Below are 16,073 nucleotides of genomic sequence, written 5' to 3'. Positions count from 1 at the left end.
GCAAGGTGCGCCGCATTGATGACGCCCGTGGCCGCTACATCGAGTTTTGCAAAAGCACTGTGCCGGGGCTGGATCTCAGCGGCATGAAAATTGTGGTTGATACGGCCAATGGTGCGGCCTACCACATCGCGCCGGATGTGTTTGAAGAGCTGGGCGCAACGGTGGTGCCAATGGCTAACCAGCCCGACGGTTTCAATATCAATCGCGATTGCGGCTCCACACACCCTGAGGCTCTGCAGCGCAGAGTGCTGGAAGAAAAGGCGGATCTGGGGGTGGCGCTGGATGGTGACGCAGACCGGCTGCTGATGGTGGATCATGCGGGCAATCTGGTGGATGGTGACCAGCTGCTGTTCGTGGTGGCTCGAGACCGCAAGGACAATGGTGCAAAAATGGCAGGCGTGGTTGGCACTCTCATGTCCAATTTCGGGCTGGAGCTGGCACTGAAGGCTGAAGGTATTGAATTTGTGCGTGCCAAGGTCGGTGATCGTTACGTCATGGAGCAGCTGGATAAGCGTGGCTGGAGTATTGGTGGCGAATCTTCCGGGCACCTGGTGTGCCTGGATTGCACTTCCACCGGTGATGGCACCGTGTCGGCCCTGCAGGTGCTGGCAGCCTTGTCCCGCCGGAGTGAAAGTTTGGCGGATGCCGTGGCTGATGTTGTCATGTTGCCCCAGCAGATGATCAATGTGCGTGGCCCCAACCGCGATGGTTTTATGGAGCATTCGGACGTGCAGGCGGCGATGGCCAGCGTCGAGGAGCGGTTGGCAGGCAATGGCCGTGTGCTTTTGCGGCCTTCCGGCACGGAGCCATTGGTGCGGGTGATGATAGAAGGTAAAGATGGCGATCAGGTGGCGACGCTCTGTCGTGAACTGGCCGATGTGGTTGAAAAAGCCATTGCCTGACCGCAAGAGCGGTCGGGCTGGTTGGCACAAGAAAAGACTCCAAGGAATCCAACAATGAAAAGAACCCCTCTGGTTGCTGGCAACTGGAAAATGAATGGCGGGCAATCTCTGGTGGCGTCCATGGCGGCGGCCCTGGCGGATTATCAGGGTGCGGCGGATGTGGTCGTATGTCCGCCGTTTCCCTATCTGGTCTCTGCCCGCGAGCAGTTGCCGGAGGCCATTGGCCTGGGGGCGCAGAATGTCAGTGATCAGGCAGACGGCGCCTTCACCGGTGAAGTATCGGCCTCAATGCTGGCGGAAACGGGTTGCGGTTATGTGATTATTGGTCATTCCGAGCGCCGTGCCTTGTACGCGGAAAGCGATGCGCAGATTGCTGACAAGTTCGCCCAGGTGCAGGCGGCAGGCCTGATTCCCGTCTTGTGTGTGGGAGAAACCCTGGCGGAGCGAGAGGCAGACAATACAGAGGCGGTGGTCTGTGGGCAGCTGCAGGCGGTGATCGATGCGGTGGGCATTGCGGCGTTTGCGAAGGCCGTTGTTGCCTATGAGCCGGTCTGGGCCATTGGTACCGGCAAGACGGCAAGCCCGGAACAGGCTCAGGCCGTGCATGCCTGTTTGCGCCAGTCTTTGGCAGAAAATGACCCGGATATCGCTCAATCGCTGCGGTTGCTTTACGGCGGCAGCGTAAAGGCGGATAATGCCGCCCTTCTATTTGCCCAGTCAGACATCGATGGGGGTCTGATCGGTGGGGCATCGTTAACAGCCGACAGCTTTGTTGCGATCTGTCAGGCGGCGGAATAATTAGAGACGTTATGGATATTGTTGTTCATGTAGTGCACGTGCTGGCAGCCCTTGGGCTGATTGGTCTGGTGCTTATTCAGCACGGTAAAGGCGCGGATGCCGGTGCTTCCTTTGGCGGCGGTGGCTCGCAGACGGTATTCGGGAGCGCCGGTTCGGCAAACTTCCTGACCCGTGCCACGGCGGTGCTGGCGGCGGTTTTCTTTGTGACCAGCCTGGTGTTGGCCTGGATGGCGCGTCAGGAAGCGGACAGCACCCGTAGCTTCCTGCCGGAACTGGAAACCGTCGAGCATCAGGATGTTCCCGTCGTTGACGAGGAGCAATCCGACGTGCCCGCTGGCATGACAGAAGTGCCTGTGGCGCCAGAAGCCAATGAAGGGCAAAAAGAAGTTTCGGATGTGCCTCAAGCTGAGGTAGAATCCCCGGCCCCGGCTGACGCGCCTCAGCCGGAGCAGTAAGTAAGCGTTCTTTGCCGAAGTGGTGGAATTGGTAGACACGCTATCTTGAGGGGGTAGTGAGCTTCGCTCGTGCCGGTTCAAGTCCGGCCTTCGGCACCAATTAGGGAACGTTTTGCTGGTGTGTGTTGTCAGCGAAACGTATGAAGGAAATCGGTGGATTGACCGGCTTTCTTCAGAATCGACCCACGGGTTGATCAGTATCGGGTTATGTGGCTTTTCCCGATGCTAAGGCTTCGAAAAATAAATACTTTTTCGATAATGCCTTGACAGAGTGAGTGCCTCTAAGTATTATTTGCGCTCGATTTTGATGCGGGGTGGAGCAGTCTGGTAGCTCGTCGGGCTCATAACCCGAAGGTCGTAGGTTCAAATCCTGCCCCCGCTACCACTTAGAGGAACCAGAAAAACATCTCTGGTTCAAAGCGGACAAAAAGCCCCTCTAGCAGGGGCTTTTTGTTATCCGCAAACCGACCCGGTTAGTGGGAATGGGCGGTGGATACACGGTCGTTGTGCGGCAAAGCTGCAATCGCTGTGACATCCTCGGGCCCATTTTTTGTTTGTACCGTCGGAAAGTTTTATGTCAAAACGCACGGAACAATTAACGGAGCTGCTCGCTCCGGTAGTGGAAGATCTGGGCTTCGTGCTCTGGGGTGTTGAATACATCCAGGGGCGCGGGGCTGTTCTGCGTGTATTTATTGACCATGCAGACGGTATCTCGGTAGATAATTGCGCGGCCGTGAGTCACGAAGTCAGCGGCGTGCTGGATGTGGAAGATCCGATTTCCGGTGAATATAACCTTGAGGTGTCTTCACCGGGCATGGATCGGCCCATGTTCGAAATTGCGCAGTATGTCGATTACATCGGTGAAGATGTGCAGCTCAAGTTGCTGGCACCGGTAAGCGGCAAGCGCAAAATGACGGCGGCCATTGTGGCCGTGGATGGCGATACGCTGGTGGTGGAGCTGGATGGCGAAACCTTGCGTGTTCCTTACAGTCAGGTAGATCGTGCCCGGTTGCAGCCCCGCTTCGACTGAGTACGCCCTGAAGAACTTTAGTCTTTGTAAAGGCCTGGCCATGAACAAAGAGATCCTGCTGGTAGCGGAAACCGTATCAAACGAGAAAGGTGTAAGCCGAGACGTAATCTTCGAGGCCATTGAGCTGGCACTCGCGGCGGCCACCAAGAAACGTTTCAAGCAAGAAGACGTAGAAATTCGTGTGGAGATTGACCGGGTGTCCGGCAATGCCAGGAGTTTCCGTGTATGGCACGTGGTGCCAGACGAGGAGCTCTACGAGTTTGGCAAGCAGCTGACACTGGATGAAGCGCACGAGCAGGATGCGTCGCTGCAGATCGGTGATACCTGGGAAGAGGAAGTTGAATCCGAAGCCTTTGGCCGTATCGCTGCACAGACTGCCAAGCAGGTTATCGTACAAAAGGTACGTGAAGCCGAGCGCCGTCAGATTGTTGAAGAATATCGTGATCGCATTGGCGACCTGGTTAGCGGCACGGTGAAAAAAGCGACCCGGGATTCCATTATTCTGGATCTCGGTGGCAATGCTGAAGCGCTGATTACCCGCGAGCACATGATTCCCCGTGAAGCGGTTCGTCAGAACGACCGCATCCGCGCCTACCTGTTGGGTGTAAATGAGGAAAACCGGGGGCCGCAGCTGTTCGCCAGCCGCGCTTGCCCGGACATGCTGATCGAATTGTTCAAGATCGAAGTGCCGGAGATCGGTGAAGAGCTGATCGAGATCAAGGGTGCTGCCCGTGATCCGGGGTCCCGCGCCAAGATTGCCGTGAAAACCAATGATCAACGCATTGATCCAGTGGGTGCCTGTGTGGGTATGCGCGGCGCGCGTGTCCAGGCGGTGTCCAATGAGTTGGCCGGCGAGCGTATCGATATCGTCCTGTGGGACGACAACCCGGCGCAGCTGGTGATCAATGCCATGCAGCCGGCGGAAGTGGCTTCCATCGTGATGGATGAAGAAAGCCATTCCATGGATATCGCCGTGGAAGACGAATCCGCACTGGCCCAGGCTATCGGCCGCAGCGGGCAGAACATTCGCCTGGCCTCCGAGCTGACCGGCTGGGAACTCAACGTCATGACTATTGATGACGCTGAGACCAAACAGGAAGAAGAAGCGGAACAGGCCTTGCAGACGTTCATCAATGAGTTGGACGTTGACGAAGATGTGGCCGGTGTACTGGTTGATGAAGGTTTCTCTACCCTCGAAGAAGTGGCCTATGTGCCTGAGGAAGAGATGCTGGCAATTGATGGTTTTGATGAAGAGATCGTGGAGCTGTTGCGCCAGCGCGCCAAAGACGCGCTGTTGACCAAGGCCCTGGTGTCTGAAGAGAAGTTTGAACAGGCCGAGCCTGCGGAAGACCTTCTGAACATGGAAGGTATGGACCGTGAGTTGGCCGTTGAATTGGCTTCCCGTGGCATTGTCACGATGGAAGACCTCGCCGAACAGGCGGTGGATGACCTGCTGGAAATTGAAGGCCTGAGCGAAGAACGTGCAGCCGAGTTGATCATGACTGCACGGGCTCCCTGGTTTGAAGGCGAAGACGAAGCCGGGGCATAACCGCCCCTTTTCAGGCTGATCAAGCAGGCACCATCAGAGACGGACAGGAGAGTGTTGCTGACATGGCAGAAACGACCGTAAAGAAACTGGCCGACATCGTAGGGACGCCCGTCGAGAAGCTGCTCACGCAGATGAAAGACGCAGGGTTGCCCCATGGCGATGCCAGCGAAGTGGTCTCCGATGAACAGAAGCAGCAGCTACTGGCGCATCTGCGCAAGTCTCATGGTGCCCAGGACGAAAGCAGTGGAAAGAAAATTACGCTGAAGCGTAAATCCACCAGCACCATCAAGACCACCGGCGCTGCCGGCAAGTCCAAGACCGTGAACGTGGAGGTGCGCAAGAAACGCACCTACGTGAAACGTGATGTACTGGAAGCGGAAGAGCGTGAAGAAGCAGAACGCCTGGCGGCTGAAGAAGCTGCACGTGCTGCGGAAGAAGAGAAACGCGCGGCAGAAGAAGCCGCCAAACGTGCTGCGGATGATGAAGCGGCACGGTTGAAGGAAGACGAAGCACGCGCCAAGGCTGAGCAGGAACGCAAAGCTGCCGGCGAAAAAGCGGCGGAAGAAAAGAGCAAACGCGTTTCTGTGCCCAAGGTTTCTGCAACCAAGAAACCGGCCAAGGAAGAAACGCCGGAAGAAAAAGCCAAGCGCGAAGAAGCCGAGCGCAAGCAGCGTGAAGCTGATGAAGCCAAGCGCAAGCAGGAAGCGGAAGCCCGCAAGAAAGCGGAAGAAGAAGCGGCTCGCCGCACCGCTGAAGAAGCGGCCCGCATTGCAGCTGAACTGGAACAGCGTGGCGAGCAGGAAGAGAAGAAGCCTGCTGCGGAAGACGAAAAGGACAAAGGTTCGTCCATCGTTAATGCTGCCCAGGAAGCCAGCTACCAGCGTGAAGAGCGCCAGTCTCGCCGTCGTCGTCGCAAACCCAAGGTTGCGGGCGTTGTGCACGGCAAGATGAAGAGCTCCATGAACAAGCAGCATGGCTTTAAAACGCCGACGGAGAAGAAAATCTACGAAGTCGAAGTTCCAGATACTATTACTGTGACCGACCTGGCCCAGCGTATGAACGTCAAGGCCAAGTCGTTGATCAAGTCCCTGATGAAGATGGGCGAGATGGTCACTGTCAATCAGCCGATCGATCAGGAAACCGCCTTCCTGTTGGTGGAAGAGATGGGGCACAAGCCCATTGCCAGCAAAGGGCAGGAAGAGCTGCTTGAAGATCATCTGGCCGCGGATCTGGTTACCCGTGAAGGCGTGGATTCCGAGCACCGTGCGCCTGTTGTTACCATTATGGGCCACGTGGACCACGGTAAGACTTCCCTGCTGGACTATATCCGTAAAGCCAAGGTGGCAAGCGGTGAAGCCGGCGGTATTACCCAGCACATTGGTGCGTACCACGTTGAGCACGAGAAGGGCATGATTACCTTCCTCGATACTCCTGGCCACGCGGCCTTTACCGCCATGCGTGCCCGTGGTGCCAAAGCCACGGATATCGTGGTGATTGTGGTGGCGGCCGATGACGGCCTGATGCCGCAAACCGAAGAAGCGATCAATCACGCGAAAGCATCCGGTGCGCCGATCATTATTGCGGTCAACAAGATCGATAAAGAGCAGGCGGATCCTGATCGCGTGCGTAACGAGATGGCGACCAAGGATGTGATTCCGGAAGAGTGGGGTGGCGAATACCAGTTCATCAATGTGTCGGCCCATACCGGCCAAGGCATCGATGACCTGCTGGATGCCATTCTGTTGCAATCTGAATTGCTGGAGCTTCAGGCTCAGGCGTCTGGTTCAGCCACTGGTGTGGTGATTGAATCCCGTATCGAGAAAGGTCGCGGTACCGTTGCTTCCATTTTGGTTCAGGGCGGCGAGCTGCAGATCGGTGACATGCTGCTGGCCGGTGCCCACTTTGGCCGTGTGCGGGCGATGATCGATGAGAACGGCAAGCCGATCAAAAAAGCCGGCCCGTCTATTCCGCTGGAAGTGTTGGGCCTGAATGGCGCACCGGAAGCCGGTGAGCAGATCCAGGTTGTGACCGACGAGCGTAAGGCGCGGGAAGTGGCCGAGTTCCGTCAGGAACGTGACCGTGAGCTCAAACTCAAGCGTCAACAGGCATCCAAGCTGGAAAACCTGTTTGAAAATATGGGCAGCGCAGAAACCAAAACCGTCAACATCGTGTTGAAGACCGATGTGCGCGGTTCACTGGAAGCGCTGACCAGTGCCCTGAATGATCTGGGCACTGATGAAGTGAAGGTGAATCTGGTCTCCAGCGGCGTGGGTGCGATCAACGAATCCGACGTCAACCTGGCGATGACCAGTGAAGGTGTGTTGCTGGGCTTTAACGTTCGTGCAGATTCCAAGGCCAAGAAAACCTGCGAGCAGGAAGGCATTGATCTGCGCTACTACAGCGTGATCTATGAGCTGATTGATGACGTGAAGCAGGCCATGAGTGGTTTGCTGGCGCCGGAAAAACGCGAAGAGATCCTTGGCGTGGCCCAGGTGCGCGACGTGTTCCGTTCTTCCAAGTTCGGTGCGGTTGCTGGTTGTATGGTGGTGGAAGGTACGCTGTACCGGAACCGTCCGATCCGCGTTCTGCGCGACGATGTGGTGGTCTTCGAAGGCGAGCTGGAATCCCTGCGTCGCTTCAAGGACGATGTGCCTGAAGTGCGTAACGGCATGGAGTGTGGCATCGCGGTGAAGAGCTACAACGACGTGAAGGAAGGCGACAAGATCGAAGTCTTCGAAGTGAAGGAGGTGGCGCGCTTCCTGTAAGGAGTGTGCCCGAACCCTGCTATGAGCCGTCATCGCCGCCCCCAGGGCTTTAACCGCACCGACCGTATCGCTGACCAGATTCAGCGTGAACTGTCCCGGTTGCTGCAGTTTGAAATGAAAGACCCGCGGGTCAATCTGGCGACGATTCAGGATGTCACGGTTTCCCGCGATCTGTCCTATGCCGAGGTGTATTTCACCTTGCTGGGACAGGGTGAAGAAGCCGGCGTGGAAGCCGAAGAAGCGCTGGTCAAGGCCAGCGGCTTCCTGCGCAGCAGCCTGGCGAAGAGCCTCAATACCCGCACCACGCCCAAATTGCGTTTCCATTACGACATGACCCCGGAGCGGGCGGCACATCTGTCTCAGTTGATTGATGATGCCCGTGCCGAAGACCGGGAGTTGCGTCCGGAAGACGACGAAACCGGAAACAACGAGTAACTCGGAGCTGTCAGGTGGCAAAGCGTCGTCCCAGAGGCCGTGATCTCAACGGCATCCTGTTATTGGATAAATCGTCTGGCGTGAGCAGTAATGGCGCGCTGCAGATGGCCAAGAAAATGTTTGCCGCTGCCAAGGCGGGGCATACCGGTAGTCTGGATCCGCTGGCCACCGGCATGTTGCCGATTTGTTTTGGTGAAGCCACCAAGTTCAGCCAGTTTTTGCTGGAATCCGACAAGAGTTACCGGGTCACCGCCAAGCTGGGTGTGACCACGGAAACCGGTGACGCCGACGGCGATGTGGTGGAAACCACCGAGGTGAACGCGTCGTCCGCCCAGATCGAGACGGCCTTATTGTCGTTCAAGGGCGACATCGAACAGATCCCCAGCATGTATTCGGCCATCAAGCACGAGGGGGTGCCGCTGTACAAGCTGGCCCGCGAGGGCAAGACCGTGGAGCGCAAGCCGCGCCCGGTGACCATTTACGACCTGCGAATTTTGCGCATCGATGGTGATGAGGTGGAATTCGAGGTGGATTGCTCCAAAGGCACTTATGTGCGCTCTCTGGTGGAAGATACCGGCGCGCTGCTGGGTTGCGGTGGCCATGTAACGGCGCTGCACCGCCTGTCGGCGGGGCCTTATCCCGCGGAGCGCATGCTGACTCTGGAGCAGCTGGGCAAGATCAAGGAAACCGGCGGGTTCGAGGCAATCGACGAACTGCTCTTGCCTTTATCTACCAGCGTGGCAGACTGGCCGCGCGTTGAACTGGGTGACAATGCGGCGTATTACCTGCAGCAGGGTCAGCCAGTGATGGCCTCAGACCGTCCTCTGGACGGCTGGGTCAGCGTTTATCAGGCATCCAGTGGTGAATTTCTGGGTGTCGGAGAAGTATTGGAAGACGGGCGGATTGCCCCTCGTCGTCTGATCGCAGGCGGAGCCTCCTGAGGGGACTGGCCTGATTAATGACGGCAGCTATAAATATGCATGGCTGGCCGTGACCTTAATTGAGCATATTGGAGAAGCAACATGGCGTTAACCGCTGAACAGAAAGCTGAGATCCTGAAAGAGCATGGCCGCAAAGAGAACGACACCGGTTCCCCGGAAGTTCAGGTGGCTCTGCTGAGTGCCAACATCAACGGCCTGCAGGATCACTTCAAAGGCCACAAGAAGGATCACCACAGCCGTCGTGGTCTGATCCGCATGGTAAACCAGCGTCGTAAGCTGCTGGACTACCTGGCCAAGAAAGACCGCACCCGTTACCTCCAGCTGATCGAAAAGCTGGGTCTGCGTCGCTAACAGGCCGTAGATTGGGTAACCACAACAGAAGCTCGGCATTTGCCGGGCTTCTGTTGTTTTGGGGCAAGCAATAAATTCCTCGCCTCAGACAAGACGGGGTGTTGGTATGGGCCTGAGGCTGTGGTGTTTCGGAGCCTGAGGCGCGCGAGGCGTGATGCGTGATGCGTTTCTGGTTATGATGCGCGAGCGGAAGAAGATTGTTTATTAGAGGCATGGGCCTCGAAGACTGTTGTGAAGAAGAGAGAAGAGACGAGATATGTTTAATAAAATCACCAAGCAAATTCAGTTTGGCCGTGACACCGTCACCCTGGAAACCGGCCAGATCGCCCGCCAGGCAACTGCCGCTGTCATGGTCCGTATCGGTGACACCGAAGTGCTGGTCACCGTGGTGGGCAAAAAAGAAGCCAATCCAGGGCAGAACTTCTTTCCCCTGACCGTTAACTATCAGGAAAAGACCTACGCAACCGGCCGTATTCCCGGTGGTTTTCTGAAGCGTGAAGGCCGCCCCAGCGAAAAAGAAACGCTGACCTGCCGCCTGATCGATCGCCCGATTCGCCCGCTGTTCCCCAATGGCTTCATGAATGAAGTGCAGGTTGTGGCCACCGTGATGTCTTCGGACAAGAACCGTGACCCGGATATCGCTGCCCTGATCGGTACCTCCGCTGCCCTGTCCATTTCCGGGATTCCGTTCAATGGCCCCATCGGCGCCGCCCGTGTGGGTTACAAGGATGGCATGTACATCCTGAACCCGAGCTACACCGAACTGGCCGAGTCTGCGCTGGATCTGGTTGTGGCTGGCACCGAGCCTGCGGTACTGATGGTGGAATCGGAAGCGCAGGAGCTGTCTGAAGACCAGATGCTGGGTGCGGTATTGTTCGGTCACATGGAGATGCAGCCGCTGATCCAGGGCATCAAGGAATTCGCTGCCGAAGTGGGCACCGAGACCTGGGACTGGAAACCGGCTGAGCAGAACGAAACCCTGAAGGCCGCCATCAAAGACAAATTCGCCGCGGCGCTGGGCGAGGCTTACACCATCACCGAGAAGATGGCCCGTTACGCCAAGGTTGGCGAGCTGCGCGAAGCCTGTGTGGCTGAATTTGCCACCGGCGAAGAAGGTGCTCCGGAAGCCGGCGAAGTGAAAGAGCTGTTCGGCAAGATCGAAAAGAGCGTAGTGCGTGAAGCCGTGGTATCCGGCAAGCCGCGTATCGATGGCCGAGCTCTGGACGCTGTCCGTGCAATCGATTGTCAGGTGGGCACCCTGGCCAAAACGCACGGTTCTGCGTTGTTCACCCGTGGTGAAACCCAGGCCATCGTGACGGCCACTCTGGGTGGCATGCGCGATGCCCAGTTCATCGATGCGCTGGAAGGGTCCCGCCAGGATCACTTCATGCTGCAGTACAACTTCCCTCCGTACTGTGTGGGCGAGACCGGCTTTATCGGCTCTCCGAAACGTCGTGAAATCGGCCACGGCCGTCTGGCGCGTCGTGGTGTGGAAGCCGTTGTGCCGAGCGTGCAGGACTTCCCGTACACCGTTCGTGTGGTTTCCGAGATTACCGAATCCAACGGTTCGTCCTCCATGGCGTCCGTGTGCGGTACTTCCATGGCGCTGATGGATGCGGGTGTCCCGCTGACCGCGCCGGTGGCGGGTATTGCCATGGGGCTGGTGAAGGAAGAAGACGGTCGCTATGCAGTCCTGTCCGATATCCTCGGTGACGAAGATCACCTCGGCGACATGGACTTCAAGGTGGCGGGTACGGCCCGTGGCGTTACGGCCCTGCAGATGGATATCAAGATCGAAGGTATCACCGAAGAGATCATGGAGAAGGCGCTGAACCAGGCGAATGCCGGCCGTCTGCATATTCTGGGTGAAATGAACAAGGCGATCTCCGAGTCTCGCTCCCAGGTGTCTGACAACGCGCCGACCCTGCTGACCCTGAAGATCAACCCGGACAAGATTCGTGATGTGATCGGTAAAGGTGGTGCGACCATTCGTGCGCTGACCGACGAAACCGGTTGTACCATCGATATCGAAGACGACGGTAGCGTGAAAATCTACGGTGAAACCCGTGAAAAAGCGGATGAAGCCGTGCGTCGTGTGGAAGAAATCACTGCTGAAGCTGAAGTGGGCGTGATCTACGAAGGCAAGGTGACCCGTGTTGTCGATTTCGGTGCGTTTGTGGCGATCATGCCTGGCACTGAAGGCCTGCTGCACATCTCCCAAATTGCTGAAGAGCGCGTAGAAAAAGTGACTGACTACGTGAACGAAGGCGAGATCATCAAGGTGAAAGTCCTTGATGTGGATCAGCGTGGTCGCATCAAGCTGTCCATGAAGGAAGCCAAAGAAGATTAATTTCTCTTTTTGCTTGTAAAGAAGGGTCGGCATTTGCCGGCCCTTTTTTTATGCGCGGGAAAGGCGGGAACGACGGCCAGTTTTGCAAACAGTAATGGCCTGGCCGTAAAAGGCGGCTGGCGTCAGGCCAATGAGTGCAGTGTAGCGGCGGGGCAAATGAAAACGGCGCAGGGGGTGATTAGCCCGCTGCGCCGTTTCTTGTTGCTGTTGTGGCTTATTTATTCTGGCGGGTCTCGATAAGCTGGTCCACCACGCCGGGGTCGGCCAGGGTGGAAGTATCGCCCAGGCTGTCCAGTTCATCGGCGGCGATCTTGCGCAGGATGCGACGCATGATCTTGCCGGAGCGGGTTTTCGGCAGGCCCGGGGCAAAGTGGATCAGGTCGGGCTTGGCGATGGGGCCGATTTCCTGGGTGACCAGGTCCCGCAGGACCTGAACCAGTTCTTCGCTGCTTTCCTTGCCGGCCATCAGTGACACATAGGCATAGATGCCCTGGCCTTTGACGTCATGTTGGTAGCCGACCACGGCGGCTTCGGAGATGCTGGGGTGCAGCACCAGGGCTGATTCAATTTCGGCAGTGCCCAGGCGGTGGCCAGACACGTTGAGCACGTCGTCCACCCGGCCGGTGATCCAGTAGTAGCCATCTTCATCACGGCGAGCGCCATCACCGGTGAAATAGCAGTCCTTGTAGGCGCTGAAATAGGTGTCGATCAGGCGCTGGTGATCGCCATAGACTGTCCGGATCTGGCTGGGCCAGCTGGCCTTGATAACCAGGTTACCGGAGGCCGCGCCGTCCAGTTCTTTGCCGTCCGGGTCCATCAGCCCGGGCTGCACACCGAACATGGGCAGGGTGGCCGAGCCGGCTTTCAGGTCCACAGCGCCGGGCAGGGGCGCAATCATGATGGCGCCGGTTTCGGTCTGCCACCAGGTGTCCACAATCGGGCAGCGGGAATTACCGACTATCTTGTAGTACCACTCCCAGGCTTCCGGGTTGATGGGTTCGCCCACTGTGCCCAGCAGCTTCAGGCTGGCGCGGGAGGTCTGCTCCACAGGGGCGTCCCCCAGCCCCATCAGGGCGCGAATGGCGGTGGGGGCAGTGTAGAAAATATTGACTTTGTGTTTGTCCACCACCTGCCAGCAACGGGAGGCATCGGGATAGGTGGGTACGCCTTCGAACATCAGGGTGGTGGCGCCGTTGGCCAGTGGGCCGTAGACGATGTAGCTGTGCCCGGTGATCCAGCCCACATCGGCGGTGCACCAGTAGATGTCGCCGTCCTGATAGTCGAACACGTATTTGTGGGTCAGGGCGCTGTTGAGCAGGTAGCCGGCGGTGGTGTGCACCACCCCTTTGGGTTTGCCGGTGGAGCCGGAAGTGTACAGGGTGAACAGCGGGTCCTCAGCCTCGACCCACTCCGGTTCGCAATCGGTGGAGGCGTCGGCCATGGCCTCGTGGTACCAGACATCGCGGGGCGTTTGCCAGGCCACGTCACCACCGGTGCGTTTCACGGTCAGGCAGGTATGCACGCAGTCGACGCCGTCCAGCGCCTTGTCCGCATTCACTTTCAGCGGAATCGCCTTGCCACCGCGTACCCCTTCGTCGGCGGTAATCAGTGCGCAGGCTTCGGCGTTGAGGATACGGTCTTTCAGGGCTTCCGGAGAGAAGCCGCCAAACACCACAGAATGAATGGCGCCGATACGGGCGCAGGCCAGCATGGCGTAGGCCGCTTCGGGAATCATGGGCATGTAGATAACGACGCGGTCGCCTTTTTTCACGCCCCGGTTCTTGAGCACGTTAGCGAATTTGCTCACTTCCTCGAACAGCTGTTGATAACTGATGTGCTTGTCCTGATCGGGTTCGTCGCCTTCCCAGATGATCGCGGTTTGATTGGCGCGCTCAGGCAGGTGGCGATCGACGCAGTTGTAGCAGGCATTCAGGGTGGCGCCCTTGAACCAGGCCGCCCGGCCTTCACTGAAGTCCCATTCGCTGACGGTGTCCCAGGGGGTCTTCCAGTCCAGAAGCTGTTCGGCGCGCTCGGCCCAGAAGGTGTCCGGGTCGTTGATGGATTGGGCGTACCAGCGGTCGTAGGTGTCGCGGTCCATCAGGGTCTGTTTTTTATACTCGGCGGGAACAGGGTGAGTATGTACTTGGGACATTAGGGCCTCCTTGGGATACTGCCTGCCAGTTTCCATCATTATTATGGCTACGCCTGCCCGGGGGTATTCCACCATGGTCTTATAGGGTGTTGTGAGGGTAGACGTTGTGTTCCAAGAGTAAACAAAGCGTTGCTTAATGACCAATGCCCAAGCGGACAAAAGAGGCAATGTATACAGGGAAAGCAGTAAAAAGCGGCAGGCAAAAAAAACGCCGGCAGGGCCGGCGTTTTATCAAAAATTCAGAGCCAATTCGGGATCAGGCAACCTGAACCGGAATGGCATCGCTGGTGCCTTTCACTTCATTGCCTTCGGCCATGTAAATCAGGCTTGGCTTGAAGTTGATCAGCTCCGCGCTGGAGTAACTGGCGTAAGCGCAAATGATCACGCGGTCACCGGGCTGGGCCTTGTGAGCGGCGGCACCGTTGACGGAGATGATTTTGGAGCCCGCTTCGCCACGGATTGCGTAGGTTTCGAAACGCTCACCGTTGTCGATGTTGTAGATCTGGATCTGTTCGTATTCCAGGATACCCGCCATGTCCATCAAATCGCCATCAATGGCGCAGGAGCCTTCGTACTCGAGCTCCGCGTGGGTGACACGAGCCTGATGGAGTTTTGCTTTCAGCATGGTGCACTGCATGTTGGTTACCTCTCAAGCGACCCGAAACCTGCTGTAAACGCCGTATGGTGGGCATGCAGGCACTTCAAGGGGCCGGAAGTATGCATGAATCACCGGTCACGCACAACGGCCAGAGATATATTGTCGATCAATCGCGTTGACCCTAGTTTCGCGGCGACGGCGGCCACCAGGTCAGTGTCTTGCGGGCCCGCCGGCGCCAGGGTTTTGGCGCTGACGATGGTCAGATAGTCTACGCTGAACCCGGCAGTATCGAGCGATTGACTGATGCGGCTTTCCAGTGCCCGGTAGTCCCGCTCGCCGGCGTCGATGTCGGTTTTCAGCTGTTGCAGGTGTGCATAGAGCTGTGGGGCGAGTGTGCGCTCACTGTCGCTCAAAAAGCCGTTTCGCGAGCTGCGCGCCAGACCATCCGTTTCGCGGCTGGTGGCGGCACCGACGATCTTCACCGGGAACAGTAGCTCTTCACACATGCGGCGCAGAATGGCCAGCTGCTGGAAGTCCTTTTCACCGAATACGGCCACGTCCGGTTGCACGATGTTCAGTAGCTTGGAGACCACGGTGGTGACGCCCCGGAAGTGCCCTTCGCGGCTGGCGCCACACAGGTAGTCGCCCAGCTGGTCCACGTCCACCCAGGTCTGGTTCTGGCCGAGCGGGTACATTTCCTCGACGGATGGCGCAAACAGCAGGTCGGTGGCGGCCTCGACCAGGGCGGCGGCATCGGCGTCCAGGGTGCGTGGGTAGCGGTCGAAGTCTTCGTTGGGGCCGAACTGGGTGGGGTTCACAAAGATCGATACCACCACCACGTCGCAGCGGGCGCGCGCCTCGCGAATCAGGCTGATATGGCCGTCGTGCAGGTTACCCATGGTGGGGACAAAGCCCACGGTCTGGCCTTTGTTGTGCCACCCGCGGACATATTCACGGACCTGGGCGACGGAGTGAACGGTTTGCATGGAAATCCTCGCAAGAGACGCCGCACGCTACACGCAACAGGCAGCAACGCGACACTTGGGTTGTTGCGTTATTCTGCAGGGTTGGGGCCGCGCTTGAGCTATGGCGCGGCCCCGACATTGCAGCTTCAAAGTCCGCTACGCCGCGTTGTGGCGTGAAGCGTGTTGCTTGCTGCGGTTTTTCAAAAACAGTGCTCGTCGGCCGGGAAGCTGCCGTCTTTCACGGCGGCGTCATAGGCCTTGAAAGCGGCGCGCATATCGCCGGTGTCCGCCATGAAATCGCGCACGAAACGGGCCGGTTTGCCGGGGCTGATGCCGAGCATGTCGTGCATCACCAGTACCTGGCCGTCGCATTCCGGCGCAGCGCCGATGCCGATCACCGGGGCGGCGACCTGGCGGCTAATCTCCGCGCTGAGTGCGCGCGGTACGCACTCCAGTACGAACAGGGCTGCGCCGGCCTGATCCAGTATTTTGGCGGCGTCGAGCAGCTCGGCGGCGCCGTCGTCATCTTTGCCCTGCACCCGGTAGCCGCCCAGCGAGTTCACCGCTTGCGGGGTCAGGCCCAGGTGGGCGCAGACAGGAATGCCGTTGCGATTCAGGATCTCAATGGCGTCGGCCAGCCAGGCGCTGCCTTCCAGTTTCACCATGTTGGCGCCGGCCTGCATCAGGGCAGTGGCGGCTTCCAGGGTACGTTCCAGGGTGGCGGCGCCCATAAAGGGAACATCAGCAATGACCAGGCTGCCCTGGTTGCCGCGGACCACGCA

Annotated in this window: 14 protein-coding genes and 2 tRNA genes; 12 read left to right on the top strand and 4 right to left on the bottom strand. The window is 58.1% G+C overall.

What is annotated here, in order from left to right:
* From glmM to pnp, 12 genes are all read left to right on the top strand, one after another.
* Positions 1-902 (top strand): phosphoglucosamine mutase (gene glmM, locus A3730_RS04810; protein ID WP_063537614.1); only part of this gene is annotated, 902 nt, incomplete at its 5' end.
* 54 nt (positions 903-956) lie between these two features.
* Positions 957-1,700: a triose-phosphate isomerase gene (gene tpiA, locus A3730_RS04805; RefSeq protein WP_063520396.1), complete on the top strand. Its 744-nt coding sequence runs from the start codon at positions 957-959 to the stop codon at positions 1,698-1,700.
* Positions 1,701-1,711: 11 nt separating this feature from the next.
* Positions 1,712-2,155, top strand: coding sequence for a preprotein translocase subunit SecG (gene secG / locus A3730_RS04800; RefSeq protein ID WP_063537401.1), 444 nt, complete (start codon positions 1,712-1,714; stop codon positions 2,153-2,155).
* Positions 2,156-2,168: 13 nt separating this feature from the next.
* Positions 2,169-2,254 (top strand) — tRNA-Leu (locus A3730_RS04795).
* Positions 2,255-2,463: 209 nt separating this feature from the next.
* A tRNA-Met gene (locus A3730_RS04790) sits at positions 2,464-2,540 on the top strand.
* Between the two features lie 189 nt (positions 2,541-2,729).
* Positions 2,730-3,185 carry a ribosome maturation factor RimP gene (gene rimP / locus A3730_RS04785; RefSeq protein WP_007149481.1) on the top strand — a complete coding sequence of 152 codons (456 nt, stop codon included), beginning with the start codon at positions 2,730-2,732 and terminating at the stop codon, positions 3,183-3,185.
* A gap of 40 nt (positions 3,186-3,225) precedes the next feature.
* Positions 3,226-4,734 carry a transcription termination factor NusA gene (gene nusA, locus A3730_RS04780; protein ID WP_063537612.1) on the top strand — a complete coding sequence of 503 codons (1,509 nt, stop codon included), beginning with the start codon at positions 3,226-3,228 and terminating at the stop codon, positions 4,732-4,734.
* Positions 4,735-4,796: 62 nt separating this feature from the next.
* Entirely contained in the window at positions 4,797-7,499 is a 2,703-nt protein-coding gene (gene infB / locus A3730_RS04775) for a translation initiation factor IF-2 (protein WP_063519004.1), read from the top strand.
* A gap of 21 nt (positions 7,500-7,520) precedes the next feature.
* A complete protein-coding gene (rbfA, locus tag A3730_RS04770) occupies positions 7,521-7,934 on the top strand; it encodes a 30S ribosome-binding factor RbfA (protein ID WP_007151594.1) in 414 nt (137 codons plus the stop codon).
* A gap of 14 nt (positions 7,935-7,948) precedes the next feature.
* Positions 7,949-8,875 (top strand): tRNA pseudouridine(55) synthase TruB, encoded by a 927-nt coding sequence (gene truB, locus A3730_RS04765; RefSeq protein ID WP_063537610.1) that lies wholly within the window; start codon positions 7,949-7,951, stop codon positions 8,873-8,875.
* Between the two features lie 81 nt (positions 8,876-8,956).
* A complete protein-coding gene (rpsO, locus tag A3730_RS04760; RefSeq protein WP_063519235.1) occupies positions 8,957-9,226 on the top strand; it encodes a 30S ribosomal protein S15 in 270 nt (89 codons plus the stop codon).
* 256 nt (positions 9,227-9,482) lie between these two features.
* The gene (gene pnp / locus A3730_RS04755) at positions 9,483-11,576 is read left to right on the top strand and encodes a polyribonucleotide nucleotidyltransferase (RefSeq protein ID WP_063519234.1); all 2,094 of its coding nucleotides are present in this window, start codon (positions 9,483-9,485) and stop codon (positions 11,574-11,576) included.
* Between the two features lie 214 nt (positions 11,577-11,790).
* Here the strand turns inward: pnp and acs are convergent, their stop codons facing one another.
* The 4 genes from acs to panB form a co-directional block, all read right to left on the bottom strand.
* Entirely contained in the window at positions 11,791-13,728 is a 1,938-nt protein-coding gene (gene acs / locus A3730_RS04750) for an acetate--CoA ligase (RefSeq protein ID WP_063537608.1), read from the bottom strand.
* A gap of 256 nt (positions 13,729-13,984) precedes the next feature.
* Positions 13,985-14,365: an aspartate 1-decarboxylase gene (gene panD / locus A3730_RS04745; protein WP_007151139.1), complete on the bottom strand. Its 381-nt coding sequence runs from the start codon at positions 14,363-14,365 to the stop codon at positions 13,985-13,987.
* Positions 14,366-14,454: 89 nt separating this feature from the next.
* A complete protein-coding gene (gene panC, locus A3730_RS04740) occupies positions 14,455-15,312 on the bottom strand; it encodes a pantoate--beta-alanine ligase (protein WP_063520251.1) in 858 nt (285 codons plus the stop codon).
* Between the two features lie 179 nt (positions 15,313-15,491).
* The coding region (gene panB, locus A3730_RS04735; protein WP_063537606.1) for a 3-methyl-2-oxobutanoate hydroxymethyltransferase at positions 15,492-16,073 on the bottom strand (582 nt) is incomplete at its 5' end.

The sequence above is a fragment of the Alcanivorax sp. HI0044 genome (genome assembly GCF_001634945.1).
The sequence above is the reverse complement of the archived record's forward strand: the minus strand, read 5'-3'. Positions and strand labels throughout refer to the sequence as shown.

Bases quoted from the DNA above. Each gene is read 5' to 3' on its own strand.
- rpsO (WP_063519235.1), top strand. From the start codon at position 8,957: ATGGCGTTAACCGCTGAACAGAAAGCTGAGATCCTGAAAGAGCATGGC.
- infB (WP_063519004.1), top strand. From the start codon at position 4,797: ATGGCAGAAACGACCGTAAAGAAACTGGCCGACATCGTAGGGACGCCC.
- rimP (WP_007149481.1), top strand. From the start codon at position 2,730: ATGTCAAAACGCACGGAACAATTAACGGAGCTGCTCGCTCCGGTAGTG.
- panC (WP_063520251.1), bottom strand. From the start codon at position 15,312: ATGCAAACCGTTCACTCCGTCGCCCAGGTCCGTGAATATGTCCGCGGG.
- rbfA (WP_007151594.1), top strand. From the start codon at position 7,521: ATGAGCCGTCATCGCCGCCCCCAGGGCTTTAACCGCACCGACCGTATC.
- pnp (WP_063519234.1), top strand. From the start codon at position 9,483: ATGTTTAATAAAATCACCAAGCAAATTCAGTTTGGCCGTGACACCGTC.
- tpiA (WP_063520396.1), top strand. From the start codon at position 957: ATGAAAAGAACCCCTCTGGTTGCTGGCAACTGGAAAATGAATGGCGGG.
- secG (WP_063537401.1), top strand. From the start codon at position 1,712: ATGGATATTGTTGTTCATGTAGTGCACGTGCTGGCAGCCCTTGGGCTG.
- panD (WP_007151139.1), bottom strand. From the start codon at position 14,365: ATGCAGTGCACCATGCTGAAAGCAAAACTCCATCAGGCTCGTGTCACC.
- nusA (WP_063537612.1), top strand. From the start codon at position 3,226: ATGAACAAAGAGATCCTGCTGGTAGCGGAAACCGTATCAAACGAGAAA.
- acs (WP_063537608.1), bottom strand. From the start codon at position 13,728: ATGTCCCAAGTACATACTCACCCTGTTCCCGCCGAGTATAAAAAACAG.